This window comes from Novosphingobium resinovorum (assembly GCF_001742225.1).
GTDB lineage: Bacteria > Pseudomonadota > Alphaproteobacteria > Sphingomonadales > Sphingomonadaceae > Novosphingobium > Novosphingobium resinovorum_A.
Window position 1 is genome coordinate 851,326 of record NZ_CP017076.1, and the last position, 26,743, is coordinate 878,068.

Consider the following 26,743-nt stretch of genomic DNA (forward strand, 5'->3'; position numbering starts at 1 on the left):
CTCAGAGTTGCTGGCTGGCGCTGCTGTCGAGCAGCAGGGCGCCGTGCGTGATGATGGTCTCACCCAGCTTCAGGCCTGAGGTGATGACGATGCGCCCTGCGCGCGATGCGCCCACCTGCACGGGACGCGCAACGGCGCCCTTGGTGGTGCGCACATAGACAACCCGGTTGCCGCCATCCTTGACGAGCACGGCATCGGTCGGGACGGTGATCGCAGCTTGTCCCGGCAAACGCACTTCGGCAAGCATTCCGGCGGTCATGCCCGCAGGCCGGTCGGACAGGCGCAGATAGATGGGAACGCGGCGCTGGTCGCTATCGATCAGCGAGCCGACACCATCGACCCGCGCGGGAACGGTCACCCCGGCGACCGTGACTTGCGCTTCCATGCCGGGACGCACCCCGGACAAGTCGCTTTCGGCGGCATCGGCGACGATCCACAGGCGCGTCGGATCGCCGATCTCCATGATCGGATCGCCGCCCGCATCCGCTATGGAACCAATACTGGCCTTGAGTCCGAGCACGGTGCCGCCTACCGGCGCGCGCAGGGTGAACGTGGCGCCATCACCGCCACCGATCATCGCGGAAGCGCGAGACGCACGGGCATATTCCGCGCGGGCTTCGCGTGCGGCGGTTTCCGCACCGAAGCGCTCCACTTCGGTGCCCACGCCCCGGCGCACCATTTCGTTCTGGCGGCGCAGCATGTCTTCGGCGGCGGCAAGGCGCGCACTCGCCTGCGTCACGTCCGATCGCGTTCCGGCCACTTCCGCGCCGACCAGCGTGACCAGCGCGTCGCCGCGCTTGACGATCTCTCCGGGGCGCACCGCGATCGAGACGATCCGGGCCGCTACGGGTGTGTCGATCGCCGCCATGCCCTGCGCCTCGAATGCCACCCGCGCGGGCAGTGGAAGGCCGAAGCCGCCTGCCCCCTCGCCCACCCGCTGCGCCTTCACGAAGCCCTGCCGGATCATCTGCTCCAGTCCCGGCGGCGCATCGGGCTTCTCGACGTCGCTTTGGCCCGAACAGGCGGAAAGGCTTGCCGATACCAGCAGCGCGAATAGAAGACGCGAACGCGGCGCCAAGCACAGTGCCATGCGAATAGGTTCCCTGCCATTGTGTCTTCCGGTGAAGACGGCCCTGTCCGGGCGATTATGGGGAAGCCCTGACAAAGTCCTGACTGGACCGGAGGTTATGAATGCGGTTGCTACTGGTCGAGGACGATGCGGACTTGCGTGAGACGATCGCCCGCGCACTCGAACTGGCCGGGCATCGCACCGATGCGGTCGCTGCCGGAGAGGCCGCAGATCTGGCGCTGCATGGCGGCGGCTATGATCTCGTCGTGCTCGATCTGGGCTTGCCAGATCTCGATGGGCTGGACCTCCTGCGCCGGGTGCGCGGCCGGCGCGATGCGACCCCGATCCTGATCCTGACCGCCCGCGACGCCATCGACGATCGCATCGCCGGATTGCGCGCGGGCGCCGACGACTATCTCGTCAAACCTTTCGCGCTGGGAGAGCTTGAAGCCCGCATCGAAGCGATCCGCCGGCGCCTTTCCGGTACGGTGGTCCGGCTCGTCAATGGACCGCTGGAGTTCGATCCCGAGACGCGCCGGGCTTTCGTCGAAGGGCAGCCCATAGACTTGTCGCTACGGGAAACCGACATGCTGGAAGCGCTGATCGGCCGCGTCGGCGAAGTCGTGCAAAAGGCGAAGCTCGCCCAGCAGATGAGCAACTGGGACCGCGAAGTCGCCACCAACAGCATCGAAGTCTACGTCAGCCGTCTGCGCCGGAAGCTGGCCGCCAATGCGGTGCGTATCCGCACCATTCATGGCCTCGGTTATCTGATGGAACACCATCGCAATGGCTAGGCGTCTCAGCATGCGCAGGCGGCTGCTGGCGTGGCTGCTGCCAACAACGCTGGCGCTGGCCGCGATCTGGCTATGGGCCTCCTACGCGATCGTCGTTCATTTCGTGAACGTGGCCTACGACCGTTCGCTGGAGGACTCGGTCGAAACGATCGCGCGGCAGGTCGTCAGTTCCAACGGCACCTTCTCGGTCGACCTGCCGCCTGCGGCCCGGCAAATGCTGGAATTCGACCGGGTGGACCAGATCCGCTACCTGATGATCGACGATACCGGCATGCGCCATGTCGGCAATGCAGGCGTCCCTGCCCCCACCACGACCGTAACCAACTCCCACGGCAACATCTTCTACGGCGCCCGGATAGAGGGCCGGGACTTTCGGATCGTGCAGACCCGCGTAGCCGGTGACGGGGGCCGCTTCATGCTGGTGCGCGTCGCGGAAACCAGGCAGAAGCGCAACATGCTCTCGCGCGAGGTCATGGCCTACATGGTCGCGCCGCAATCGCTGTTCCTCATGGGGATCATCCTCCTCATCTGGATCGGCGTCGGAAGAGGCATCGCGCCGCTAGCCAGGGTTCGCGACGCGATCGCGCGGCTCGACCCCAACGACCTGCGGCATATCGATGACCATGCACTGCCGATGGAACTGCACCAGCAGGTCGGCGTGATCAACAGCCTGATCGCACGTCTTGCGGCTCTGTTGTCAGCCCAGCGGCGGTTCATTGCCGATGCCTCGCACCAGTTGCGCACACCTTTGACCAACATGCGCACCCAGGTGGAACTCGCTCTCCGCACGACCACCTATGACGACATGCGCGCGATGCTGGAAAAGGTCGATGCGGCAGGCACCCGCCTGGTTCGATTGACCGGTCAATTGCTGACCCTCAGCCGGATCGAGGCAGGGTCCGACGGTTTTGCCAACTTCGCGTCATTCCCGATCGACGTGGTCGTGGCCGATGTCGTGTCCTGGGCGATCCCGTCCGCGCTGGAAAAGAATATCGAGATCTGCTTCGAGGCGGGCGACGGCAATATTCCGTTTCACGGCGATCAACATCCGATCGAACAGCTCGTTTCCAATCTCGTCGACAATGCCATACGCTACACGCCGGAATTCGGCGTCATCCTGATCCAGCTTTCGAAGCAGACCGATACGGTGCGCCTCATCATACAGGATAGTGGTCCGGGCCTGAGCGAACATGACCGGGAACGCGTATTGAACCGCTTCGATCGCGGCGCTCAGCCATCGGGGTCCGGCAGCGGGCTGGGTCTCAACATCGCGCAGGAAGTCGTCCGATTGCACCGCGGCACGATCCGGCTCCTGGACGGGCACGGGGACGGGCTGCGTGTGGAAGTTTGCTTGCCGCTGGAAATCAGGCCCGAATTATAGGATTTGTCCCTGCGCCGAAACCGGGCGAAATCGGCATGTCCCGTCGAAGCCCAAAGCGCCATCGGACCGGCACTCCCCGCCCCAGGAGGCGTTCCCGGACGGATCAGCACATATGCCCAGCCTTTCAGGCCGCGGCGTAGCCTCCATCGACGTGGATCGCATCACCGTGGACGTACCGAGCCGCGCTCGATGCGAGGAATGCCACGGCTTCCGCAACTTCGGCCGGGTCTACGAAACGGCCCATCGGGTTGCCTGCGGCAACGCCCGCGCGCAGCGTCTCCACCGGGGTCCCGCCGGTGATCCGCGAATAAGTGGCGAGAATATCGTCCATCATCGCGGACTCGACTACGCCGGGATGGACCGAATTGACGCGGATCGGCATCTTGAGTGCGGCGAATTCGACGGCAGCGGCCCGGGTGAGCATCCGTGCGGCGGCCTTGCTGACGCAATAGGCGGCGCTGAACGCGGCAGGCCGGTCCGATGCGCCCGAGCACAAGTTGACCACCGCGGCACCGCCGGGCCGCCGCGATCCGCTGCGCGCCAGTAACGGCGAGGCGTGCTTGAGGCCGAGGAAGACGCCCTCGACGTTCACCTGCTGGCAGCGGCGCCAGTCTTCCAGCGCCATGGCATCGATCCGCTCCATCGGCGCGATGCCCGCATTGTTGACCAGGATGTCGAGCGCGCCGTGGCGACTTTCTATGACGCCCAGCACCTCGGCCCAGCTCCCTTCACTGGTAACGTCGAGCGCGAGGAATTCCTGCTTGCCCCCGGACGGCGCGCGCAAGTCGGAGCGCACTACCATGGCGCCGCGTGCTTCCAGCAGGCTGCACACGGCTGCGCCGATATCACCGCTTGCACCGGTCACCAGCGCGATCGCGCCGTCCAGTCGGGTCGCATCCATGGATCGAGTCTCCTTCGTCTCGTCAGTTGCCCGGCAAGGCCAAAGTGCGGAGCACATGCCGATGGGGGGGGACGGCCTAGCGCCGCCCCTCGAGGTAATCGTTCAGCACTTCATGGAAGAAGCGCACCCGCGTCTCCTGCGCGGCCAGATAGGCGTCGGTGTACCCGCGAGAATACATGCCCTTCTGCTGGCCTTCCGCCAGAAGCATGTCCTGATAGACGATCTGGTCCTTGATCTCGGGCACGCCGCGGCCGTTGTCGAAGGCGCGGTGCTGCATCTCGGCCTCGCGCAGCGGCTGGGGACCGGCCATGATCGATTCCACCACGGCCTGTCCCTCGACCGGGAAGGCCATGCACCACAGATCGAACGTGCACTTGTTCGGGTCGGTGGGGTGCGGCTCGGTGCGGAAGAAAATCAGGTTGTCCGGCAGGAAGCTGATGGTGACGTTGGGGAACATCACCGTATGCGGGCTGTCGGTGATCTCCTCGTCGTCCATGTGCTCGTAGTGGACGTAGCCGCGCTCCTTCCACAGCCGCTTCTTGGCGGCCTTGAGGTCGAGCCAGCCCTGCATCGCCTTGGTCTCGTAGTCCGGGTAGGCGGCGGGATCGATGTCCCACGCCTGCAGGATCATGTCGAAGGGATGCACCACGCCGTCTGGCAGGCGATCCGACAGCGAGGGGCGCATCGGCTGCACGGTGCGGCCATGACCGTTCGCCCACATCTCGTGCCGCGCGGTGTCGACGTCCTGGTCGATCCATGGCGGCACCTGCGGGTGCGCAGTGCGGGTGTGATAGCTTTCGGAGAAGTTGTCGGTGGCGAACTTCCAGTTGGTTTCGAGGTCGATCTTCATCCAGAACACGCGCACGGCGGTGTCCATCGGGTAGTTCTTGTAAAGGTCCGGCATCGGCGACAGGAAGTCGAGCAGTTCGGGCGCCTCGTCGTCCATCGTGTACCACACGAAGCCGCCCCAGGTGGCGCAGCGCAGTTCCTTGAGCCTCAGCTTGCCGCAGGGGTTGCCTTGCGGGAAGTCCTGCGGGTCCTGCGCATAGTTCAGCACGCCGTCCTTGCCCCAGACCCAGCCATGGTAAGGGCACTGGAACGAGTCCTGCGAACTGGCGTCCCACACCAGCCGCATGCCGCGGTGGCGGCACGAATTGTAGAACGCCTTGATCGAGCCGTCGTCCTGACGGACGCAGAAGACGGACTCGTTCATGAAGTTGTGCACGACGTAGTCGCCCGGCTCCTCCAGCTCGGCCGTGCGGCCGGCGACGTGCCAGATGCGGGTCCACATATGGTCCCATTCGCGCTGCATGAATTCGACCGAGGTGTAGCGGTCGCCGGTGATCGGGTCGCCGCGAAGATTGTCGGCGTTGCGCCCATCAATCATCAGCGCGTCGATGTCTTGCCTTCCCATCTCTGCTCCTTTCGGGACCTCTTGCCGGGTCCGTCTCGTCACGGAGCAGGATAACAAAACTGGTCGATCGACCTGCCTGACAAAACAGACAGGGCCCGACACGGTCGTCAGGTGCCCTTCAGACTCTCCAGTCCGCTGGCGAAGAAACGCAGCGCCGGGGCCGCCATGTCCTCCAGCCGCGCAACCGAATGGTGGCCCGCGCTAATGTCGTCGAGGAAGCCGGGGTCCTGCACCATGAAGATCAGCGCCGCCTCGATCAGATAGACGCCCGCCAGAAGTTCGCGTTCGGCGATGTCGGGCCGGTATTCGCGCAGCCGGTCGATCAGGATCTGCGACACCACGCTCAGCTTGGCGAGGATCGGGCGCAGTTCAGGCAAGCGGTACGAACTCATCAGGTGCGAGGTCATGACCATGTAATTGCGCAAGGGGTCGTCGAGGCGCGAGGCCGCCTGCAGGAACGGCAGGATGAAAGCGGTCACGATCTCCTCCAGCCCGAACTTCCCGCCCGCCTCGGCACGCGCGAAGCTGGCGGCGATGGTGCCGCGCAACAGGTCGAGCTTGCGCTCCAGCACGGCATCGAGGATCAGGTGCTTGTTGCCGAAGTGGTAATGGACCAGCCCCATCCTCACGTCCGCTGCCCTGGCGATGTCGCGCAGCGAAGTGCCGATATAGCCGCTTTGCGCGAACAGCACCTCGGACGCATCAAGGATACGGTTTCGTGTCGCCTCCCCCTTGGTCGAGGTCGAATAGCGGCCGGAGGTGCCCATTTCCGTCATGCAACCGCCATTGCTCTAATTTGTCAAACCGACAACCCGTTTCACATGCCGGATGCGTCCCAGTGTCAGGCGCGAGGATACGATACTGCCGTTGCTTCCGGCAGTGCAGGTGGAATGCAGCGCGCCGCATCGCCGGCGCATTACGATTACGCGATCCGCACGGGCCTTTGGGCGGCGACCTCAAGCTGGCGAGCATGGAAACGCTTCGATTAGGTGCCGGGCCGCAAGCCGAACGATACCGTCATTACCCCTGCCCTCCCCAGACTTCCGAGGCCGCCAGCACGGCGAGGCGGCCCCCCGCCTGCAGCAGCACATCCTCGTTTTCTTTGGGGGAAGGCAGAAAACGGCGATCGAAGCGATGGCGTCTATACCCCCGAATCCTTCGCCGCCTTCAATTCAGGTGGGGGTTTCGGCGGCATTCCTGCGCTGACCTTCTGCAGCGCCTATCTGAACGGCAACGTGAACGGCGCCAGCCCGGGCTGCGTGCGCGGCAACGACGGCGGCAACCCCGGCGACGCCGATCCCTACACGTCCAACGGCCATCACGTGCACCCCATCAACAACAAGTCGATCGGCGGCATGGCCCGGATATACCAATGACCTCGTGGGCTTCGGCTGGCTCCTCAATCTCTACGGCGCTCCACGAACCTATGGCGTTTCGGTGAGCTTCAAATTCTGAAACCTTGCTGTCAAAAAGTCGAGCCGTCGGAACCGCCTGCCGTTCTGGCGGCTCGTGCCATTGCCGTTCAAGACCTGCCAACGCACCGGCAATGGCGAACAAGAAAGCAGTGAATCACGGCACGGCGGGCGCATAGCGGCGCTCCAATTCGCTCTGCCGCGTGGTGAGGCTGGCGCGCTTGCCTTCGATGATGACAACGGCGGCACCGGTGGAAGGCTCCAGCGGATCCCCGTCCCAGACGACGATGTCGGCCGCGCTGCCCGGCGCAAGCGTAGTGGCACGGCCGCCCCAGATCGCCGCCGGATTGACAGTGATCGCCCGCAGCGCGTCGATCCGGCTAAGTCCGGCGGCGACTGCAAGCCCCGCGCCTTCGCGCAGCGCCAGCCCTGCATTATAGCTCAGTTCTACCGCTCCGCCGACCAGTCCGAACGCCACCTTTACTCCTGCGCGGGTCAGGATCGCGGCATTCTCCTGCCGCGCGCCGATCTGGTCGAAAGTGCTGGGCAGGTTCGCTTCAGGATCCAGCACCACCGGAATATGTGCCTTGGCGAGCAGGTCCGCTGCGCGCCACGCCTCCGCGCCCCCCACGATCACCACTTTGATTCGATAGTCTCCGGCAAGCCTGACCGCCTGACGCACATCGCTTTCGCGGTGCGTGACTATCGCCAGCCGCATGGCACCCTGAAGCACCGGACGAAGCGCCAGCCGATCCTGACGCTTGAGCGCGAATTCGTCGCCAGAGGGCAAAGTGGCGAGCTTCGCTTCGTCAAGGGCGGCGCGCAACAACCCCCATTGCGCTGCCCGTGAACCGGCCTGCCTATCCCACGCGCCGCCACCGATCACCGCGAACATTGCTGCGCGTGCCTTGCCGAGAATGTCGGCCCCCGGACGCAGCCGCGCAATCGCGGCCATGCCGGAGAAAGGCGCAATACCCGACGGCCCCGGGAAGCTGAGCGCGCTGGTGACACCATCCGCGCGCGCCAACCCGACCAGCGTTGAATTGCCGTTGAGCGCATAAGACACGTCGAACGACGGACCTGTCCCGGCATCCTTTGCCGCAGAATAATCGCGCGTGTCACTTGCGGCGGAGACCTCGACCAAGCCAAGCTGGGTCGCACCATTGATCAGACCGGGCGTTACCGGCTTGCCGCCTGCATCGATCACCTGCGCCCCCGCTGGTACACCGCCTGCGACCGTCACCGAGACGATCCTGTCACCATCGATGAGCACCGTCGCGTCATTCAGCGGGGTGTCGCCGGTCATCGTCCAGGCCTCCGCATGGACGATGGCGATCTCCTGCGCGGCCACCGGCACGGCCCCCAAAACGGCGAACGGTACGGCGGCCAGCGAAAGAAGGCCCCGCTTCATGGACGCACCGCCGCGCGGCCGAGTTCGAAATCGGAGTCTGGCTCCTCGGATGGCGCGCTGCGATCGGAGACGACCGCTCCATCCATGAGCACGAGATCGGCCTTGGTATAGATGCTGAATGGGTTGCCGGACCAAAGCACGACATCGGCATTGAAGCCCGGTGCAAGCGTGCCGATCCGATCGGAGAGACCCAGCACGCGCGCAGGATTGCTTGTGATCCAGCGTATCATCCGTTCAGGCGGCACCGCGATGCCCATCTGCCTGCCCGCCCCGGCCGCCTTGGCCGCCTCCATCGCCAGCCGCTGGCCCGAAGCCGGGGAATCGGAGTGCATCGTCACGCATACCCCCGCCTTGTCGAGCATCGACGCGCTTGCCCGCAGCGAATCCAGCGTCTCCATCTTGAACCCCCACCAATCACCGAACACCGCCGCGCACACGTCGTTCTCGCGCAGCAGTTCCGGGATCTTGTAAGCCTCGCCTGCGTGATGAAACGCAACGAGATGAATGTTGAACTCGCGCATGACCGAAAGCATCGTGGCCATGTCGTCGGCGCGGTAGCAATGCATGTTGAGCCTCAGGTCGCCGGCCAGCACGCCGGCCAACGCTTCGCGCTTCAGATCCTGGCCCCGCCCTGGTGGCGGCCCGCGTCGCTTGGCGGGCTTGCCGTCGAAATCCCTCCAGTCATGAAGGACCTTCTGGGCATCCATGAAGGTTTTTCTGACATAGGCGACCACGCCTTGCCGGCTCGTCGGCCCGCGATGGCTTTCCGCCCCCTCGGACTTGGGGTTCTCGCCGCAGGCCATCTTGAAACCCTGTGGTGCCCCGGGAAACTTCATCGCAGCGACCGTGGTGACGTGGACCGGCTTGACGGTGATCGCGCGGCCGCTGAAAATCGGGCTCGAGCCCGGCAGCACCTGGATCGTCGTCACGCCGGCTTGCAGCGCGCGTGAAAAGGCTACGTCCTGCGGGTTGATCGCAGTCTCGATCCAGGTGTCCGCGACGTTGACGTCGCTGGCCTCGGCAACGTCGCCCGCCTGGCGATCGATGGTGGTGAGGGGCAGTACATAAGTGCCGTCATGGCTGTGTACGTCGATAACGCCCGGCGTGACCCAGCGGCCCTGCGCGTCGATCTCCCGCACGCCGCCCGGGTTGGCCAGGCGCTGCCCGACGGCGGCGATCTTGCCGTCCCGTACCAGAACATCGCCATCGTCAAGACGGCCGCCTGCACCGTCGAGCACGGTGGCGTGGCGGAACAGCACATCCGAGCGTGGTCCGGGCTTGTAGGTGCTGGGAAATGGATCGCGCAGCCAGGGATCGATCTCGCCGACTTTGTTGAAAGGCCCGGCCTGTTCATGATGAGCATGGTCTCTGGCCGCGATCGGCGCCGCACAAAGACTGGCGCTGGCGGCAGCAACAGCCATGATGCGCAATCGACGGATCATATCCGCTCCTCGTTGAACCGGCGCATCCAGCGGACGAGAACCGGATCGGGATGACGAGCGACGATCGAGCGAAGCGTCTCGGGCCTTTCGTCCTGGCCCAGCTTGAATTTGCCTGCAACGCGGGTCACCTGCGCCCTGAAGCCAACGATCGCTTCGAGCATCCCGGTGTAACGGGGACCGAGCATCGTCCTTCCCCAACCCGTACCATCATCCATCCTCGCGGCGAGCAGATCGAGCGCCTCTTCGGTTCTGTCAGGCTCGAAGGTCACCTCTGCCTCAATCCGCAGCTGGGCAAAATTCCAAGTCGGCGCCCAGTTGTCGAGACCGGCCTGGGCCGGCGAAACATATCCGTCCGGCCCATTGAACAGGACCAGCGCACGCGGAGCTGACGAAAGAGCCGCGTAAAGCGGATTGCGCCGAGCCATGTGTCCAACGAGGTGAGTCAGCCTGCCCTCGGGATCATACTCGCCAAGCAAGGGAAGCAGGCTCGCATGGTCCGCGCCGCCGGCTGCCGCGCACACCCAGGCGAGAGGGAATTCTGCAATCAAATCGCGAACATCGCCTCCGTCGAAGCGCTCGAAGAGTTCGCTCACCCCAGCCCCGCTTTCGCCTGCCACATCACGTCCTCCTGGCCTTACGGTATCTGTTTTCCCTGCGGGCCGGACAGCTGCAAGCACCAAGAGCTAAAATTTCGCTGGGCCAAGGGTATCGGCGATTGTCCTGGAACTGCAACACCCATACGCTGGCCTCGATTTTATCTCTTCCTGCACCAGGAGCCGGGTCCAATGCTGCGTCCATGGAAAATGAGCTTGAGCGAGCGGATCGTGCACTCTTCGCGCGGTACGCCCGTCTACATGCAGATCATCCAGGCACTCATCCGCGACATCGAGAGCGGCAGGCTGGCATCCGGCACATTTCTTCCCAGCAGCCGAGAACTTGCGGACGTGCTGAACGTCAATCGCAAGACCGTGGTGCTCGCCTATGAGGACCTGATCGCGCAAGGCTGGCTCGCCTCGGCGGGCACCCGCGGCACCAAGGTGTCGACTTCGCTGCCCGAACCAACCGGGAAAGCCGCGCGCCCGGACGTCGCCGAGCATATGGACGGCGGCGCCGAGTATCGGTTCGCAAGGCCGCCGATACGCGCTCTGGCGCTGCCGGGCGGCAAAGGATTGAAGATCGACGAGGGCTCTCCGGATGGCCGACTGTTCCCGCCGGAACTCCTGGTGCGGGCCTATCGGGTCGCGGCCCAGCGGGCATCGCGGGCCAATCATCTTCAATATAGCGATCCCCGCGGCTCGGAAGGTCTGCGCGAAAGCATTGCAGCGATGCTGAAGAGCCAGCGCGGCCTGCCGGTCACTGCCCGCAACATCTGCATTACGCGTGGCAGTCAGAACGGGATCTTCCTTGCGGCGCAGGTCCTCATCACGCCGGGCGATGCAGTTCTCGTGGAAGCCCTGACCTATGAACCGGCCGTCGCCGCCTTCAGGGCATGCGGCGCTCGCATCATCAGCATCGGGCTGGACGAAGGCGGAATAGATGTCGAGGCGGTCGAGCGGGCCTGCCGCCAGGAACGTGTGCGCGCCGCCTTCGTGACGCCGCACCATCAGTTCCCCACCACCGTCGCCTTGCGCCCGGAACGACGCCTGCGCCTGCTCGAACTGGCCCGCCAGTTCGGTTTTGCCGTCGTCGAGGATGACTATGACCACGAATTCCACTTCGAATCGCAGCCGCTCCTGCCGATGGCCGGCTATGCTCCGAACCGCGTGATCTACGTCGGCTCGCTGTCCAAGCTCCTGCTCCCGGCCCTGCGCATCGGATACATCGCCGCGCCCGAAGAAGTCATCGACGCGATCGCTCACCGTGTTTCGCTGGTGGACGGCATGGGTAATATCCTCACGGAAGATGCCGCGACACAGCTCATTGAGAACGGCGAACTGCGCCGTCACAGCCGCAAGGTGCGCCAGATATATGCAGCGCGCCGCATGAGATTCGCCGCGATGCTGGACGCGACGCTCGGCGGATTGGTCGATTACGCGGTTCCCGATGGCGGCCTCGCTTTCTGGCTCCGGTTCCGCGATCGCGCCGACCTCGACCGCGTGGAGCGGCGCGGCGCGGAATTCGGCCTGCGCTTCGCCCTGTCAGAATCCTTCATGACGAACGAAGACGCTCCGCGCGGGCTGCGCATCGGCTTTGCCAGCTTGACCGAACACGAAGCACGCCAGGCCCTTTCTACGCTCGCCGCCGCAGCCGCGAGGTAAGTGGACCAGTCATATTGGCGAAACTGGATGTTCTCGCGCAGCCAAAGGCGGGGAACTAATAACCGGAATTCTTTCGCACAAAACGGGGATACCCTTGATGAAGACCTTGAAGTTCCTGTTGGCAGGCGCCGCGACGGTCCTTGCCTCTGCTGCATTCGCGCAAGGGGCGGCACCCGCTGCATCGGCGTCCGGCACCGCGAACGCAGCGGCGCCCTGGCCGGAAGCGTGGTTCGAAATCTTCAAGCTCGCGCCCGGCAAGCAGGAAGAATTCATACGCCGCATCGACCGCGCCGACCAGGTCGCTGCCACGGCCGGCCTTCCCCCGATCCAGATCTTCGTCCACGAGGATGGCGCCGACTGGGATGTGCTGCTGTTCAAGCCGGTGACCGGCTTCAAGCCCACGACCGCACAGGAAGCCGCAATGGCCGCCAAGCGCAAGGAACTGCATATGGAGAGCGGCCCGGCCTATTTCCTCGGTATCCGCGAGACCATCGCTTCCCATACCGACAGCAAGGCCTACGGCCTGCTCAGCGCGGCGCAGTGGCTCGACAAACTCGACAAGTGGCGGGCCGAAAACCCTCAGCCAGCCCAAAAGTAACGATCGCGGGGGAAACGAAGAGATGATCGACAGGCGACGCTTCATCGGGGGCTCCGGCTGCGCGTTGGCCATTGGCGCGCTTCCCACCCTCGCGGCCGAGGCGGAACTGGACGCGGCCTATGTCAACGCCCGTGTCTGGACCGGCCGCAGCCCCTCGGAACACAGCGATGCGCTCGGCGTGATCGGCACCGATATCGTTGCAATCGGCGACGCGGCGGTGCGAGCGCGTAGCGGCAGGCGGACCCGGATGATCGACCTGCAAGGCGCGTTCGTCGTGCCGGGTATGGTCGATTGCCACACGCATTTCGCCCGCGCCTCGCTGATGCTGTCGCGCCCGTCGCTGCGCGATGCAGACACACCGGCAGAATTCGTCCGACGGATCGGCGCGGCTGCGGCTGCCTTGCCCAAAGGCCAATGGCTCGAAGGCGGGAACTGGGACGCCGACCGCTGGGGAGGAGAAATGCCGACACGGCAATGGATCGATGCCGTCACCCCCGACATTCCGGTAGCCGTGATCCGCTACGATCTGCACATGCTGCTGCTCAACTCGCTGGCGCTGAAGCTGGCAGGCATCGATCGCAACACGCCCGACGTGCCGGGCGGCGTAATCCTGCGGGATGCACGGGGCGAGCCGACGGGCGTGCTCAAGGACGCGGCACGGGACCTTGCCACGCGCGCAATTCCCAGGCCCAGCGAAGCACAGGTCGAGGCCGCGATCCGCAGAGGCATCACGCTCGGCCTCAGCAAGGGTGTCACCCAGGTACATAACACCGATGTCGATTGGGAGACCCACGACGCGCTCCGCCGCATGCGCCCGCGCGGCGAGACCGACATCCGCTTTTATTCCTATACGCCAATCGCCGACTGGGAGCGCGCGGTCGCGCTGGTCAAGGCCGAGGGGCGCGGCGACGACTGGGTTCGCTGGGGGGCATGCAAGGCAGTCTACGACGGATCGCTCGGTTCACGCACCGCGCTGTTCTACGAACCCTATCTGGACGATCCCTCCACGCATGGCATCGCTGTCACCAGGCGGTCCGACTTGCGCGAATGGATCGGCGAAGCCGACAAGGCAGGGCTTCAGGTTTCCGCACATGCCATTGGCGACGAGGCGAATGACGAAGTGCTCGACGTCATGGCCGAAGTCGCTGACGCCAACGGCATGCGCGACCGTCGTTTCCGGATCGAGCACGCGCAATCGCTCAGCAAGGCGGCGATCCCCCGTTTCGCCAAGCAGAACGTGATCGCTTCGGTCCAGCCTTACCACGCGATCGACGACGGCCGGTGGGCGATCCGGCGCATCGGCGAGGAACGCCTTACCCGAACTTACGCCTTTCATTCGCTCGTCGCCTCGGGCGCGCATGTCTGCCTGGGCTCGGATTGGCCGGTGGCCCCGCTCGATCCCATCATCGGCATCCAGGCGGCGGTGCTGCGCGAAACGCTCGACGGGAAGAACCCCGGCGGATGGCACCCGGAGCAGAGGATCTCGCTGGCTCAGGCCCTGGCAGGCTATACCCGCGAGGCAGCCTATGCCGGATTCATGGATAAGCGGATGGGCATCATCGCCCCGGGCCGTCTCGCCGATTTCGTCGTACTCGACCGCGACCTGTTCGCCATCGATCCGGAGACGATTGCGCAAACCGGCGTGCTGCGCACCGTCGTCGGCGGAAAACAGCGCTTCGGCTGAGCGGCGCTGCCGCACACCGGCATTTCAGCCCGCCGGGCGATGTTTCCCGAGGTGGGCAGATCACGCATCGACGGCGGGAGTTTTCCGAATGCGGCCAGCATCACCTGGTCCCCTGCCTCAGGACAAACTGGATGTTTTCGGCTCCAGGCCGCAGTCAGATGGAATGCTGGACCGTGCGGCTCGGCGCGGGCGCAGGAAGGAACCTTTGCAGCGGACGGGAAAATCCGTCGCGGCAGATCGAGTCAACTCATTTTGGGGTACGAACGATGCGCATTTCCATCATTCGGGGATCCAGCGCCGCGGCGCTCGCGGCGACATTCGCAATCGCCTCACCCGCCTTCGCCCAGCATGCTCCCCGCGATGCCGAGAGCGAGGAGAGCCGCAACGACATCATCGTAACGGGTCAGCAGGCGCAGAAGCAGGTCGTAAGCGACGGCAATATCGGCGTCCTGGGTAACAAGGACGCACTCTCCACACCGTTCAACATCACGTCCTACACGGCGCAGCTGATCCTCGATCAACAATCCGAGACGATTGGCGACGTTCTCGAAAACGACCCTTCGGTTCGCACCACTTATGGCTCGGGCAACCAGTCCGAGCTGTTCGTCATCCGCGGCTTCGCATTGAACGGGGACGATGTGTCGATCGACGGCCTTTATGGCGTCACACCGCGCCAACTCGTCTCGCCGGAACTCTATGAGAGCGTCCAGGTCCTGAACGGTGCCAGCGCCTTCCTGTTCGGCGCTGCTCCGGGTGGGTCCGGCATCGGCGGCGGCATCAATCTGGTGCCGAAGCGCGCGCAGAAGACGTTGATCCGCGGCACCGCGAGCTACAGCGCCGACGGCATTCTGGGCGGCAATGTCGATATCGGCACACGTTTCGGCCCGGACCGGGAATTCGGCATCCGCGTGAACGGAGTCTATCGTTCGGGCGACACTGCGGTCGATAACGAGCACCGCGAGGTAAAGGTCGCAGGCGCCAGCTTCGACTTCCGCAAGGGACCGGGGCGCTTCTTCCTCGACTTCGGCTACGAGGAGCAGGCGGCAAACTATAGCCGGCCAACAGTACGGCTGGCGAACAACATCGCGGTTCCCAGGACGCCGGACGCCAACGACAATTACGGACAGCCCTGGACCTTCACCAAGCTGCGAGACATTTATGCGCTGGCGCGTGTCGAAATCGATATCGCCAAGGACTGGATGGTCTATCTCGCCGCGGGAATGCGCGACGGATCCGAAAAAGGCGATTATTCGACGCTCACGATCACCAATGCGGCCACCGGTGCCGGCACCGGCTCGCGCCTTTACGTCCCGCGCGAGGACAATAACGAGAGCGGCCAGTTCGGCCTGCGCGGCAAGTTCGCCGTGAGCGGCATCACCAACGAAATCAACTTCGGTGGATCGGCCACCTATACGGAAAACCGCAATGCCTTTGCCTTCGGTGCCTTCCCAGCGGCGGTCCGCACAGCCTGCGGGGCAAGTGCCACTTCCTTCTGCACCAATCTCTACAATGCCCCGATCGTCGATCGGCCGCCGAACTCGGTAACGCCGGGCCTGGTCTCCGGCTCCTTTACAGATCTGCCGCGCGTCTCGACCGGCGCGTTCACCAGCCTGTTCGCATCGGACACGATCGGATTTCTGGGCGATCGCATCCTCGTCACCGTCGGCGCGCGACGGCAGAACATGATAGTCAACGCCTACAATCGCACCACGCTCGCCCGGACCAGCCGCTACGATGAAAGCCGGACGACCCCGGTGGTAGGTGTAATCGTCAAGCCGGCCGGCACTGTCTCCCTTTACGCCAACCGTATCGAGGGCCTGGCCCAAGGCCCCACCGCGCCGCTCACCAACGTCACCAATCCGGGCGAAGTGTTCGCGCCATACAAGTCAGTTCAGTATGAACTCGGCGGCAAGATGGCGATCCACGGCCTTACCGGCACCGTCGCGCTCTATCAGACGAAACAGCCGAGCACCTTCACCACGACGCCTGCAAGCGGCCTGGGCACCTTCGTGGTAGACGGTGAGCAGCGCAATCGCGGCGTCGAGGTCACCCTCAACGGCGAACCCGCCGACTGGCTTCGCTTCATCGGCGGGTTCTCGGTCAACGATGCCAAGATTACCAAATCGCTGAACGGGGTGAACAACGGCAAGAAGGCGATCGGCGTCCCCGACTACCAGGTCAATTTCGGCACCGAGGTCGTGCCGTCCTTCATCGAGGCCCTGACGTTGACCGGCCGCGTGGTCCTGACCGGCAAGCAGATGATCAACATCCCCAGCGCGGCGGCCGCCGCTCAGGAACTGCCTGACTGGGTCCGTTTCGATCTCGGCGCGCGCTATGTCGCAGTGATCGGCGAACACCCCGTCACCTTCCGTATGAGCGCCGAAAACATCGCCAATCGCCGCTACTGGTCATCGGCGTTCGGCGGCTATCTATTGCAGGGCTCGCCGCGCACCGTGAAGGCGTCGATGACTTTCGAATATTGATGCCGGATCATCCCGCGCCGTACGGCGTCGAACGGCGCGGGATGCCGACTGATCGCGCGGGGGGGGGGGGCTACTGAGCTGCCTGCCTCTCCGCATCGAGCCGCTCGACAAGTTTTTCGATCTCGCCGGGATTGAGAACCCAGGTGCGGGTCTTGCGCCCTTCGCGAAACACGGGCCGCGTCAGCAGGATGCGCGGCTGCTCCTTGGCGAAAGGTTTGAAGAGAGAGAAGTGCATCACGCATTCGAGCATCGATCCGATCACCGGCGTCTTGCCATCCAGATCGATCAGCGTTGCGGGCTGGTCCCAGGGAATGTTCATCATGGCGCGCGACTATCGCGGGTTTGGACCAAGCTCAATGCCGCAAATGTGACGTTGCCGGTCGTCGGGATCCGCAAGGCTTTCGGCTCCGGCGCGCTGCACTGCTGGTGGTCAGAAGTGGCCGGGTTGGTCTGAACACGTCAAGCGGTTGACACCTTTAATCAGCGGTCCAAGGCGCAGTGGCGTGACATGTCGTGGCGTGAGCGCTTGTTTTGCCGCAGCTACGGCGATCTCCGGTTGCTCGTCATCAATCGGCTAATCGCTTTGGAAATGTTGGCCTTCATCGTTACCGGAAATCAAGGTCAGCACTTTGCGCTGCTCGCTTTCATCGGCTTCGCACTATCGACTTTGATGTTGATGCTGATGATGAAACATCAGTCTGACATTGTCATACGCCCCGGCAGCTAACCACCCCTTCCGGTCGTAAAGCGACGGCAAGCCGACGCCCAGAACCGGACGTTCTGGCACGCTTCTGTTCAAAAATGTTGTGCTGGAGAACGGACCTATTGCGGACACGGTGCTTCGTGGAGCGCGGCGTATGTCTGCTAAGTTATTGTATTGTTTGGTTGCGGGGGTAGGATTTGAACCTACGACCTTCAGGTTATGAGAAGGAACGCCTAGCAATAAAAGATTGAAATTATAAAGTTATTTAATAACTTTTGCGTTATGTGTTAGTACTTGTGCTAAATCAAGGGTCTCGCTGCAGGTCCTCTTTTTGTTTGCTTAGCCGGTGGATCCAGTTCGGAGCCTTCGCCATGGTAATGAACCCACCCCCCGGCTGCTGCATCAGCACGGCTGCTATCAAAACGAATCATATCCTTGCGCCAAATGCTGGGGCACGTCGGCAATCGACCTCATCCGTTTTGCGGCGCCTATCATCGGAAGCCAGTCGGTAAAGGTCTGTACCTACTGACCGCTCCGACCGGTAGAACGCAGGAAGTCAGAGTGCGCGGGCCTGCCGAAGCAGTTCGATCGCGGCTTCCCGCGTAACAATCCCCGTATAGCGAGCAATGTTGCCACAGAACCCGCCCTTCTCGTTCAACCTGGACTACCAGCGGTACGGCATCCACAGAGCTGTCAGCGTGCGTCACGCTGGCTTCCGCAGAGATTTTGACCCTGTTCTTACACATGGTAGCTAGGCCGCTCTTGCCCATACACCGTAATACGGTGGAGCTGGAGATAAGTCGCAAAGTAACGGTAGCCCTGTCGCCGGACGTATCTCTCTGGGGACCTGTGAGATTCACATCGCCGCTGTCGAGCAAGCCATTTGCGTTGGTGTCGAAGGCGGCAAGCCCTTCAAGGTCGGTCTTCGCTCCCTGCTTGTCGGAGACGAACGAGATTTCCTTGATGTCATCGATCTCGCCATTGCTATTGCGGTCGAGGGCAAGAAACGCATCGTCGGCTTCGATCCACCCCGCCCTGTCGGCGACCCCGTCCCCGTTCATGTCGAAACGGGTCAGGCTGTCAGCCAGCGCAACGAGCGATTTTTCGTCGTTGTCGAAGTCGAGGACGATGGGGGTGGCAACGCCGCTGGGCTGAGTAGTCTGCTCCGGTTCTTCCGACGGTATCACGTTGCTGCTAGACTGGCCCTCTTCAGGTTCACCCGCTGGATCGGCGTCGCCGGCCGAATTTGAAACACCGCCGCCCTGATTATTGGTAGCCGGCTCCGATGGGGAATTCGCCGGGGTCTCACCCTGGTTTAAAGGGACGTCAGTATCCGAAGCAGATGCTTCTTCCTCGCTATCTGCGACCGGATCGTACGAAAGGCTAACATCAGCGAGATCACGCGATGTTCCATCGGCCAGCAGATAGTCCGACGTTGCCGTCACGACGTTACCGGTATCCTCAAGGCTGTGACCGGTTTCGTTCATGGTCCTAGAGCTCGAAAACCAATAGCCTGCGGACGTGCGCGCACAAAATGGCCGCTGATTGCCGGAAATGGCCGTAAAAAGGTATGGGCACGTCAGCCTAGATTTGCAGCGATCATGGAATTCAGGAGGTCTCCAATCAAATCTCAGATTCGATTTGAGGCGCAAATCACTTGGCTGCGCGTCATTCCGCTTCCGATTCGGAAAGGGTCTCTATCCATCTATCGAGCGGGCCATCATTTCTCGGCGCGAACTGCAGACCAACGTCTATCCGGCAGTTGACGGTCCCGCGCTCGGGTCGTTGAAAATGCATGCTCTTCGCGAGCCAGCAATTGGTCAATGTCTGCCTCAAATTCGAAGGCGTGGATTGGGACTAACTTGGCTGTCTGGTGTTGAATACTGACTTATTTATTCCGGACATACCAAGATCGCAAACGAGCCGTCCGCGGAGCGAGTGTACCGACACTTTTCTAGCCCCGATTGCGCCATTTTTTACGCCGGTGGCCATATAAAATCGAAGCGACCATCGTAGTAATGGCAGCGCATGTGGGCAAGGTCAGCCTCCCAATGCGATTGCAGTATAGAAAGATTCATCGCTCCGGGGCGACGCATTCTTCACGAAGGTTGCAAGGCATTCCGCGATTTTATGAAGGCGGGGCCAGTGCCCGGCTAGCCCCAAGATGCCATGTTTTCCATATCGTTCAATGGCGGCAACCGCGCCGTGAATGCATGCACTAGGTGTTTAGTCCCGGCATTTGGTGGATCGGGTTGACGATGAACCGTTCTGGCTCTGCCGTCCAGATTTTGACGATGTATTCGTAGGGTGTGAGACCGCTCAGCGTCTTGAGCCGGCCGGCAAAGTTGTAGGCGGCCATGAATTCGGCAAGATGCGTCCGAAGTTGGTCGTGGCTCTCGTAGTGGAAGCGCTTGACGGTCGCTTCCTTGATGGTCCGGTTCATCCGCTCGAACTGACCGTTCGTCCACGGGTGGTTCGGTTTGGTGAGCCGGTGCTCGATGCCGTTTGCGTCGCAGATTATGTCGAAGCGCATTTGGCGTGACCATGTGGTGTTCCGGTTGCGCGGCTGCTCGGAGAACTGGATGCCATTATCGGTCAGGATCGTGTGGATCCGGTACGGCACGGCTTTTAGCAGGTGTTCCAGGAACTCCCATGCTGTTCGCCGATCAGCCTTGTCGACCAGTTGTGTGACCGCGAACTTGCTGGTGCGGTCGATACCAACGAACAGATACAGCTTGCCTTCGGCAGTCTTCACCTCGGCGATATCGATGTGGAAGAAGCCAATGGGATAGCGCTTGAAGCGCTGGCGCTTCGGCTTGTCGCCCTCAACGTCCGGCAAGCGGGAGATGCCGTGCCGCTGAAGGCAGCGGTGCAAAGCTGACCGTGTCAGATGCGGGATCGACGGCTGCAACGCGTAGAGGCAGTCGTCCAGGGGTAGCAGGGTGTGACGTCGGAACGCGACAACCATCGCCTCCTCGGCTTCTGTCAGGGTCGTCGAATGAGGGGCCTTCGGCCCGGTCTTCAGGTCCTCGACCGTCGCTCGCTTCCGCCACTTTGCCACCGTCTTGGGATTGATCCCCAACTCCCGGCTCAGCGTCGCGAGCGAAGCTTGCGATCGCTGTACTGCTGCTCGGACGGCGTGCGTGGTCGTGGCGCTCCCCTGACGAACCTGTCCCATAAAGCTTCCTTCCATTCCAACGAAAGGATCGCACCATCAAACCATGGGATCAAACACCTAGTAGATGCGCGCGTTCCGCTCCGGTCAGTTGGCTGCTTATGCCGACCTGATAGCCATTGCGGCTATGCTCCTTACGAGCGGTACCAGTCCATGTCATGATCCATTCCATCTCTTTGCAAAGGCGGCTGGATCACAACATACTAGTATAGTTCAACAACTTTCACATCGGGTTCTTATGCCGCCGACCATCGCGAGGGCGGCTGCCGCCTCAGGACAAAAGGTAGGACAGCACCATCGCCGTCCCACCTTGCGTGCGTGAAGGAAGAGCCGGATGCGCTCAGCCCTTCCCCGAATTTATGCGATCAGTACTTCACGCGAATGCTGGCACCGTAAAACTTGTCGTCGATGCGGATGTCGTGCGGGAAGGCAGGTGTGTCGAAGTAGCTGTAATACTTGCCGCCATTCACGTTCACGCCATCGAAAGTGACAGTGATGTTCGGGGTCACGTCGTAGCCAATTGAGAAGTCGAGGCGTCCATTGGCCTTGACCTTGTTGAACTGCACCGCGTCCGCCGAACCGGTCAACGTGCCCGCACCGAACGCCGTCTCGTTATAGCCCGAGCGCCAGGTGTAGACCACACGCGCGGTGATGCCGTACTTCTCGTAAAGCGCTCCAGCGGTGTAGCTGTACTTCGAGACGCCGAGCAGTTGCTGCCCTTCGAGCAGATCGCCCTTGGTCGTCACCTTGCTGTCTGCATACGTGAAGGTGCCCATGAGACCGAAGCCATCGAACCCTTCCGGCAGGAAGTCGAGGAAGAACTGACCTGCAGCCTCGATGCCCTTGAGTTCCGAGGAGCCCAGATTGCGCGGCTGGGTGATCTGGTAGGTCTGGCCGTCGATCACCTGGATCGAGGTGTCCGGAGCCACGCGGTCCTTCAGCTTGCGCATGTAGCCGGCCAGCGAGACGTAGCTGGAGCGGCCGAAGTAGTATTCCGCCGTCACGTCGAAGTTGTCGGACTGCTGGGCCTTGAGGTCCGGGTTGCCGCCCGCGCCTGCCAGAATGACGTTCGGATTGCCGCCCGGCGCCGCCAGCGACAGGCCGGGGTTGAGATCGCCGAAGGTCGGACGCGACACGGTCTTGGCATACGTCGCGCGGAATTGCAGCTGGTCGGTCGCCTTGAAGCGAAGGCTGGCGTTGGGCAGGACGTAGATGTCGGTGGTGTCACGGTTGATCGGCACGAACAGGTCGCCGCCGCCGGGGGCACCGCCGATTACGCGCGAGGTGCCGTCGATCATGCGGCTGGTGCTGACCACGCGCACGCCGACGAGGCCGTCGATCGCCGAAACATCACCGATGTCGAGCTGGTACTTGCCCTGAACGTAAGCCGCGAAGGTCTTTTCCGCCGCATCGTAGTTGCGCGTCGGATCCCAGTCGGGGTCGCCGGCTGGGGCGCCGTAAAGCGCGCGCAGTTCATCGGTGTTATTGAGCAGATAGCTCGCGTTAGGCGTGTACCAGTGCTCCCCGCCATTGATGTAGGGGATCGAATCCGGCGAACGAACCATGAAGTCGGAAGGCAGGCCAACCGAATCCACCAGCGTCGCGCGGTTTGCACCCGGGAAGCCCGGACCACCGGCGACGGCGCGGAACGAACCCTGACGGTCGCTGTAGCGCGCGCCGAACTGCATCTGGCGCAGGAAGCTGCTATCGATGTCGAATGCGGTGTCCAGCTTGAAGGAGTACTGGCGGCTGTTGGACTTGTTGAGATCCTGGAACAGCGTGTTCGCGAAGACGAAGCCGTCCGCGCTGCCGAGCGGGTTGCCCTGCATCACCGTGCTGCCGTGGCCGTTGTCGTCCACCACCACGTCGACGGCGGCATTGCGCTTGGCGACGTCGACGATGATCGCGCGGTTGGAGTTCTTCGACTGGATGTAGCTGGCGTCGAAGACGACGTGGATCGTATCGGTGTTCCACTTCGCGCCGCCGCCCAGCACGTACTGGTCAGTGCGCTGACGCTTGGCCTGGGTGCTGGTCAGCGCATCCACGCCGTTGAAGGTGGCCGACTTGGCGATGCACAGGTTCTGGACCGGATCGTTGCCGCCGCCCAGGAACCCGTCACCCTTGACCGGAGCCGAGAAGCAGTCGTCGCCTGCGACACCGTTGCTGATGCTGTTGCCCGCGAACAGGTCGGCGAAGATGAAGTTGGTTGCGAAGGTCGAACGGTAGCCGCTGTACATGCCATCCAGGTACAGTTCGAGTTCCGGGGTCACTTCCCACTGCAGCGCTGCGTTGACCTGCGGGCGGCTGTTGTGGCCGGTGTCGGTGGTGCCGCCAACGCAGGTCGGCAGGACCAGGTTCGGGGCGCCCGCCGGGCCATTGTTGGTCGAGCGCGGATCGCAGTTGAAGGAGACCGGACGGCTGAAGTTGTTGCGCGCATAGGACACGTCGATCAGCGCGCCCAGACGGCCCTCGCCCACGTCCCAGGTGTTGGCGATGAGCAGGCCGGCGGTGTAGCTCGTCTTGTCCGAAACGCGGCCGTTGTAGACTCGGCCGTTCGCGGCGATGGTCAGGCCCTTGTCGAAGTTGAAGGGCTTCTGCAGCTTCATGTCGATGACGCCGGCAACGCCACCTTCGACGAGGTTGGCGGAGTTCGACTTGTAGACGTCGATGCCGCCGATGGCTTCTGCAGGAAGATCCTGGAACGAGAAACCGCGACCGACGCCGGTGAAGATCTCACGTCCGTCCAAAGTGGTCAGAATGTCGCCCAGACCGCGCACGATAGGGCTCTGAATTTCGTTGTTGAACCCGTTGACGACCTGGACGCCAGCAACGCGCTGCAGCGCGGAGGCGACCGAGGTGTCGGGCAGCTTGCCGATGTCCTCGGCGACGATCGAATCGACCACGAGGTCAGAGTTCTTCTTGACGTTGCGCGCGGCTTCCAGGCTGGCGCGCTGGCCGGTGACGACGATCTCGTTGCCGATGTCTTGGGCTACGGTGGGCGCGGCGGCGTCCTGTGCGTCCTGCGCATGGGCCAGCGGCGCCCAGGCCAGCATGGCCAGGACCGACGACGTCAGGACAAGCGAATAGGCTTTGCGATTCATTAGTGCCTCCCTCCAGAAACAGTCGACCCGTTGATCAGGTCTTCCCGGCGCTCATAGCTTTCCACTTCTGCTCAGACAAGACCGATTTGTCGTATAAATAGGTTGCCACTAAAAAAACGTGATGGTAGCCGCTCGTCAAAGCCACCCGGTAGGGTGGGCCGCGCGTTGCGGCCTTGTTGGAAACAAGCGATCTCTAGGGAGGCCGACATCTCTTTCGCCAACGACACCGCCACGCACGCTGGCAACACCACCGGCTCCGCGCCCCGCCCGGCCCTGCGTTCGCGCGCGTGGTTCGACAATCGCGACAATCCGGACATGACCGCGCTCTATCTTGAGCGCTATCTGAATTACGGGCTGTCGATAGAGGAGATGCAGTCGGATCGCCCGATCATCGGCATCGCGCAGTCGGGCAGCGATCTGGTTCCCTGCAACCGCCACCACATCGTCCTGGCCGAGCGCGTCAAGGAAGGCATCCGCGATGCAGGCGGCATCCCGATCGAGTTTCCGACGCATCCGCTGCAGGAAACCGGCAAGCGCCCGACGGCCGGCCTTGACCGCAACCTGGCGTATATCAGCCTCGTCGAAGTGCTTTATGGCTACCCGCTCGACGGCGTGGTGTTGACGGTCGGCTGCGACAAGACGACGCCGTCCGCGCTGATGGCCGCCGCCACGGTCAACATCCCCGCCATCGCCCTGTCGGTCGGCCCGATGCTCAACGGCTGGCACGAGGGAGAGCGCACAGGCGCCGGTACGATCGTGTGGAAGGCGCGCGAACTGCTGGCCAAGGGCGAACTCGATTATCCGGGGTTCCTCAAGCTGGTCGCTTCGGGATCGCCGTCCACCGGCTTCTGCAACACGATGGGCACTGCAACAACGATGAACTCGCTGTGCGAGGCGCTCGGCATGTCACTGCCCGGCTCCGCGGCGATTCCCGCCCCTTACCGCGACCGTCAGGAATGCGCCTGGGAAACGGGCCGCCGCATCGTCGAGATGGTGCAGGCCGATCGCAAGCCTTCCGACATTATGACGCGCGCGGCGTTCCTGAATGCGATTCGCGTGAACTCGGCCATCGGCGGTTCCACCAACGCGCCGATCCACCTCAACGCCATCGCGCGCCACATGGGCGTGGACCTGACGCTTGAGGACTGGGAAAGCCACGGCACCGATGTGCCGCTGCTCGTCAATCTCCAGCCCGCCGGCGAATATCTGGGCGAGGACTACTATCGTGCGGGCGGCGTCCCCGCCGTCATCGGCGAACTGGCTAAAGCCGGTCTGATCGACGGCGACGTGCTGACCGCGAACGGCCGCACTCTGGCGGAGAACCAGGTCGGCGCCCGCATCCATGACGACAAGGTGATCCGTCCCTTCGAACGTCCGCTGAAGGAGGCTGCGGGCCTCACCGTGCTCAGCGGCAACCTGTTCGATGGCGCGGTGATGAAGCTGTCGGTGATCTCCGAGGAGTTTCGCGGTCGCTACCTTTCCGACCCGGCGAACCCCGATGCCTTCGAGGGCCGCGTGGTCGTTTTCGACGGGCCTGAAGACTATCATCACCGCATCGACGACCCCGAACTCGCCATCGACGAGAACACCATTCTCGTGATCCGGGGCGCCGGGCCGGTCGGCTATCCGGGCGGCGCCGAAGTGGTGAACATGCGCCCGCCCGCCGCGCTCATCCGCGCGGGCGTCCACGCCCTTCCCTGCATCGGCGACGGACGGCAATCGGGCACGTCGGGCAGCCCGTCCATCCTCAACGCCTCGCCCGAGGCGGCGGTCGGAGGCGGGCTGGCGCTGCTGCGCACCGGCGACCGCGTGCGCATCGACCTGGGCGCGCGCAGCGCCGACATGCTGGTGGACGATGCCGAGCTTGCCCGCCGCCGCGAGGATCTCGCCGCGATCGAACAGAGCGTCACCCCCGGCTCGCAAACGCCATGGCAGGAAATCCAGCGCGATCTGGTAGGCCAGTTCGCGACTGGCGCGGTGATAGAATCCGCGGTCAAGTACCAGCGTATCGCCCAGACGAAGGGCCTGCCGCGGGACAGCCATTGATGACCGAAATACGCGTAATCCCGCGAGACCGCGTCGATGTGCTGGGCGAAGGCCTGTTCTGGTCGGTGCGCGACGGTGCGCTGCTGTGGACCGACATCCTCGGCCAACGCATCAACCGTCTTGTTCCCGCAGAAGAAAGGGCCGAAGAAAGGGTGGAGAGCTGGGAAACCGGCGACGCCACCGGCTGGATCATCGGCCGCGAGAAGGGCGGGTTCGTTGCGGGCATCGGCACCACCGTCGCCGCCGTCACGCTCGATCCGTTCTCGGTGGAAACGCTGGCGCAGATCGCTGGCGAGCCTGCCGGAAACCGGGTCAACGATGCCGCCGCCGATGAACAGGGGCGGGTCTGGCTGGGCACGATGCCCTATTCCTGCGACAAGCCGGTGGGCGCCTTCCACCGGCTTGAAAACGGCATGGTCACCCGCGCCGCGCCGGAGGCCTGCACCATCCCCAACGGCCCGGCGATCGATCCGCAGGGCCGCTTCATGCTCCATACCGACAGCGCGCTCGGCGTGATCTTCCGTTACGCGTTGGAGCAGGGCGAGTTGGGCGCGCGCGAACCGTTCATCACCTTTCCCGGCGATGAGAGCTGGGGCTCGCCCGACGGCATGACCTTCGACGCCGAGGGTCACTTGTGGGTCGCATGCTGGGGCGACGGCGCCGTGCGCCGCTTTGCGCCCGACGGCACGCTGGTTCGCCGCATCGCGCTTCCCGCCAGCCAGATCACCAACGTCACGTTCGGCGGCGACCGGCTTGACCGGCTCTACGTCACCAGCGCCGCAGACGGCGTGGACGAGGCACACGGCGGGGCGCTGTTCGAACTGGACCCCGGCTGCGCGGGTCTTGCGGCCTGCCTGTATCGTGGTTGAGA

General features: G+C 63.4%; 21 protein-coding genes. 10 read left to right on the forward strand and 11 right to left on the reverse strand.

Features of this window, described 5'->3' with window-relative positions; all coding sequences use genetic code 11:
* Position 1: 1 nt before the first annotated feature.
* On the reverse strand, positions 2–1,090 hold the full coding sequence (locus tag BES08_RS21295) for an efflux RND transporter periplasmic adaptor subunit (RefSeq protein ID WP_008831512.1): 1,089 nt from the start codon (positions 1,088–1,090) through the stop codon (positions 2–4).
* A 101-nt stretch (positions 1,091–1,191) separates the two neighbouring features.
* Between BES08_RS21295 and BES08_RS21300 the strand changes: the two genes are divergently transcribed.
* Both BES08_RS21300 and BES08_RS21305 read left to right on the forward strand, forming a co-directional pair.
* Positions 1,192–1,863: a response regulator gene (locus tag BES08_RS21300; protein WP_008831511.1), complete on the forward strand. Its 672-nt coding sequence runs from the start codon at positions 1,192–1,194 to the stop codon at positions 1,861–1,863.
* A gap of 10 nt (positions 1,864–1,873) precedes the next feature.
* Positions 1,874–3,244: a sensor histidine kinase gene (locus BES08_RS21305; protein WP_008831510.1), complete on the forward strand. Its 1,371-nt coding sequence runs from the start codon at positions 1,874–1,876 to the stop codon at positions 3,242–3,244.
* A gap of 124 nt (positions 3,245–3,368) precedes the next feature.
* On the opposite strand, the gene BES08_RS21310 is transcribed toward BES08_RS21305, so the two are convergent.
* From BES08_RS21310 to BES08_RS21320, 3 genes are all read right to left on the reverse strand, one after another.
* Positions 3,369–4,145: an SDR family NAD(P)-dependent oxidoreductase gene (locus BES08_RS21310; RefSeq protein ID WP_008831509.1), complete on the reverse strand. Its 777-nt coding sequence runs from the start codon at positions 4,143–4,145 to the stop codon at positions 3,369–3,371.
* Between the two features lie 76 nt (positions 4,146–4,221).
* Complete coding sequence (locus tag BES08_RS21315) at positions 4,222–5,559, reverse strand: aromatic ring-hydroxylating oxygenase subunit alpha (RefSeq protein WP_069709444.1); 1,338 nt, start codon at positions 5,557–5,559, stop codon at positions 4,222–4,224.
* 107 nt (positions 5,560–5,666) lie between these two features.
* Entirely contained in the window at positions 5,667–6,335 is a 669-nt protein-coding gene (locus tag BES08_RS21320) for a TetR family transcriptional regulator (RefSeq protein ID WP_036530941.1), read from the reverse strand.
* A gap of 459 nt (positions 6,336–6,794) precedes the next feature.
* On the opposite strand from BES08_RS21320, the gene BES08_RS33740 reads away from it, so the two are divergent.
* Positions 6,795–6,935 carry a hypothetical protein gene (locus tag BES08_RS33740; protein ID WP_155986496.1) on the forward strand — a complete coding sequence of 47 codons (141 nt, stop codon included), beginning with the start codon at positions 6,795–6,797 and terminating at the stop codon, positions 6,933–6,935.
* Positions 6,936–7,128: 193 nt separating this feature from the next.
* Here BES08_RS33740 and BES08_RS21330 read toward each other — a convergent pair whose 3' ends face one another.
* Genes BES08_RS21330 through BES08_RS21340 form a run of 3 tightly spaced genes read right to left on the reverse strand, consistent with a single transcriptional unit; the run spans position 7,129 to position 10,501 of the window.
* Entirely contained in the window at positions 7,129–8,382 is a 1,254-nt protein-coding gene (locus tag BES08_RS21330) for an amidohydrolase family protein (RefSeq protein ID WP_008831848.1), read from the reverse strand.
* Positions 8,379–9,824 carry an amidohydrolase family protein gene (locus BES08_RS21335; protein WP_008831847.1) on the reverse strand — a complete coding sequence of 482 codons (1,446 nt, stop codon included), beginning with the start codon at positions 9,822–9,824 and terminating at the stop codon, positions 8,379–8,381. The genes BES08_RS21330 and BES08_RS21335 overlap by 4 nt, the downstream gene beginning before the upstream one ends.
* Entirely contained in the window at positions 9,821–10,501 is a 681-nt protein-coding gene (locus tag BES08_RS21340; RefSeq protein WP_338043868.1) for an FMN-binding negative transcriptional regulator, read from the reverse strand. Before BES08_RS21340 ends, BES08_RS21335 begins: the two co-directional genes overlap by 4 nt.
* A 108-nt stretch (positions 10,502–10,609) precedes the next feature.
* Between BES08_RS21340 and pdxR the strand changes: the two genes are divergently transcribed.
* The 4 genes from pdxR to BES08_RS21360 all read left to right on the forward strand — a co-directional run bounded on the left by pdxR (position 10,610) and on the right by BES08_RS21360 (position 16,847).
* Positions 10,610–12,082, forward strand: coding sequence for a MocR-like pyridoxine biosynthesis transcription factor PdxR (gene pdxR / locus BES08_RS21345; RefSeq protein ID WP_036530939.1), 1,473 nt, complete (start codon positions 10,610–10,612; stop codon positions 12,080–12,082).
* Positions 12,083–12,179: 97 nt separating this feature from the next.
* Positions 12,180–12,680 (forward strand): hypothetical protein, encoded by a 501-nt coding sequence (locus tag BES08_RS21350; RefSeq protein WP_036530938.1) that lies wholly within the window; start codon positions 12,180–12,182, stop codon positions 12,678–12,680.
* A gap of 22 nt (positions 12,681–12,702) precedes the next feature.
* On the forward strand, positions 12,703–14,364 hold the full coding sequence (locus BES08_RS21355; protein ID WP_008831843.1) for an amidohydrolase: 1,662 nt from the start codon (positions 12,703–12,705) through the stop codon (positions 14,362–14,364).
* A 266-nt stretch (positions 14,365–14,630) separates the two neighbouring features.
* Positions 14,631–16,847: a TonB-dependent receptor gene (locus BES08_RS21360; RefSeq protein WP_036530935.1), complete on the forward strand. Its 2,217-nt coding sequence runs from the start codon at positions 14,631–14,633 to the stop codon at positions 16,845–16,847.
* Positions 16,848–16,917: 70 nt separating this feature from the next.
* On the opposite strand, the gene BES08_RS21365 is transcribed toward BES08_RS21360, so the two are convergent.
* Positions 16,918–17,169 (reverse strand): hypothetical protein, encoded by a 252-nt coding sequence (locus BES08_RS21365; protein ID WP_008833401.1) that lies wholly within the window; start codon positions 17,167–17,169, stop codon positions 16,918–16,920.
* A 186-nt stretch (positions 17,170–17,355) separates the two neighbouring features.
* On the opposite strand from BES08_RS21365, the gene BES08_RS21370 reads away from it, so the two are divergent.
* A complete protein-coding gene (locus BES08_RS21370; RefSeq protein WP_036530932.1) occupies positions 17,356–17,574 on the forward strand; it encodes a hypothetical protein in 219 nt (72 codons plus the stop codon).
* A gap of 467 nt (positions 17,575–18,041) precedes the next feature.
* Here the strand turns inward: BES08_RS21370 and BES08_RS21375 are convergent, their stop codons facing one another.
* The 3 genes from BES08_RS21375 to BES08_RS21385 form a co-directional block, all read right to left on the reverse strand.
* Positions 18,042–19,037 carry an SPM autocatalytic domain-containing protein gene (locus BES08_RS21375; protein ID WP_069709445.1) on the reverse strand — a complete coding sequence of 332 codons (996 nt, stop codon included), beginning with the start codon at positions 19,035–19,037 and terminating at the stop codon, positions 18,042–18,044.
* Positions 19,038–19,768: 731 nt separating this feature from the next.
* Positions 19,769–20,728 (reverse strand): IS481 family transposase, encoded by a 960-nt coding sequence (locus BES08_RS21380; protein WP_069709583.1) that lies wholly within the window; start codon positions 20,726–20,728, stop codon positions 19,769–19,771.
* 362 nt (positions 20,729–21,090) lie between these two features.
* Entirely contained in the window at positions 21,091–23,826 is a 2,736-nt protein-coding gene (locus tag BES08_RS21385) for a TonB-dependent receptor (RefSeq protein WP_008831620.1), read from the reverse strand.
* 315 nt (positions 23,827–24,141) lie between these two features.
* On the opposite strand from BES08_RS21385, the gene BES08_RS21390 reads away from it, so the two are divergent.
* Both BES08_RS21390 and BES08_RS21395 read left to right on the forward strand, forming a co-directional pair.
* Positions 24,142–25,872 carry an IlvD/Edd family dehydratase gene (locus tag BES08_RS21390; protein ID WP_231958316.1) on the forward strand — a complete coding sequence of 577 codons (1,731 nt, stop codon included), beginning with the start codon at positions 24,142–24,144 and terminating at the stop codon, positions 25,870–25,872.
* A complete protein-coding gene (locus BES08_RS21395) occupies positions 25,872–26,741 on the forward strand; it encodes an SMP-30/gluconolactonase/LRE family protein (protein ID WP_008831622.1) in 870 nt (289 codons plus the stop codon). The genes BES08_RS21390 and BES08_RS21395 overlap by 1 nt, the downstream gene beginning before the upstream one ends.
* Positions 26,742–26,743: the final 2 nt, after the last annotated feature.

What these genes read in the sequence shown, in the direction of transcription:
- BES08_RS21315 (WP_069709444.1), bottom strand. Translation starts at nt 5,559, where the DNA reads ATGGGAAGGCAAGACATCGACGCGCTGATGATTGATGGGCGCAACGCC.
- BES08_RS21335 (WP_008831847.1), bottom strand. Translation starts at nt 9,824, where the DNA reads ATGATCCGTCGATTGCGCATCATGGCTGTTGCTGCCGCCAGCGCCAGT.
- BES08_RS21385 (WP_008831620.1), bottom strand. Translation starts at nt 23,826, where the DNA reads ATGAATCGCAAAGCCTATTCGCTTGTCCTGACGTCGTCGGTCCTGGCC.
- BES08_RS21300 (WP_008831511.1), top strand. Translation starts at nt 1,192, where the DNA reads ATGCGGTTGCTACTGGTCGAGGACGATGCGGACTTGCGTGAGACGATC.
- BES08_RS21370 (WP_036530932.1), top strand. Translation starts at nt 17,356, where the DNA reads ATGTCGTGGCGTGAGCGCTTGTTTTGCCGCAGCTACGGCGATCTCCGG.
- BES08_RS21390 (WP_231958316.1), top strand. Translation starts at nt 24,142, where the DNA reads ATGACCGCGCTCTATCTTGAGCGCTATCTGAATTACGGGCTGTCGATA.
- BES08_RS21330 (WP_008831848.1), bottom strand. Translation starts at nt 8,382, where the DNA reads ATGAAGCGGGGCCTTCTTTCGCTGGCCGCCGTACCGTTCGCCGTTTTG.
- BES08_RS21375 (WP_069709445.1), bottom strand. Translation starts at nt 19,037, where the DNA reads ATGAACGAAACCGGTCACAGCCTTGAGGATACCGGTAACGTCGTGACG.
- BES08_RS21365 (WP_008833401.1), bottom strand. Translation starts at nt 17,169, where the DNA reads ATGATGAACATTCCCTGGGACCAGCCCGCAACGCTGATCGATCTGGAT.
- BES08_RS21360 (WP_036530935.1), top strand. Translation starts at nt 14,631, where the DNA reads ATGCGCATTTCCATCATTCGGGGATCCAGCGCCGCGGCGCTCGCGGCG.
- BES08_RS21320 (WP_036530941.1), bottom strand. Translation starts at nt 6,335, where the DNA reads ATGACGGAAATGGGCACCTCCGGCCGCTATTCGACCTCGACCAAGGGG.
- BES08_RS21295 (WP_008831512.1), bottom strand. Translation starts at nt 1,090, where the DNA reads ATGGCACTGTGCTTGGCGCCGCGTTCGCGTCTTCTATTCGCGCTGCTG.
- BES08_RS21395 (WP_008831622.1), top strand. Translation starts at nt 25,872, where the DNA reads ATGACCGAAATACGCGTAATCCCGCGAGACCGCGTCGATGTGCTGGGC.
- BES08_RS21350 (WP_036530938.1), top strand. Translation starts at nt 12,180, where the DNA reads ATGAAGACCTTGAAGTTCCTGTTGGCAGGCGCCGCGACGGTCCTTGCC.
- BES08_RS21380 (WP_069709583.1), bottom strand. Translation starts at nt 20,728, where the DNA reads ATGGGACAGGTTCGTCAGGGGAGCGCCACGACCACGCACGCCGTCCGA.
- BES08_RS21355 (WP_008831843.1), top strand. Translation starts at nt 12,703, where the DNA reads ATGATCGACAGGCGACGCTTCATCGGGGGCTCCGGCTGCGCGTTGGCC.
- BES08_RS21310 (WP_008831509.1), bottom strand. Translation starts at nt 4,145, where the DNA reads ATGGATGCGACCCGACTGGACGGCGCGATCGCGCTGGTGACCGGTGCA.
- pdxR (WP_036530939.1), top strand. Translation starts at nt 10,610, where the DNA reads ATGCTGCGTCCATGGAAAATGAGCTTGAGCGAGCGGATCGTGCACTCT.
- BES08_RS21305 (WP_008831510.1), top strand. Translation starts at nt 1,874, where the DNA reads ATGCGCAGGCGGCTGCTGGCGTGGCTGCTGCCAACAACGCTGGCGCTG.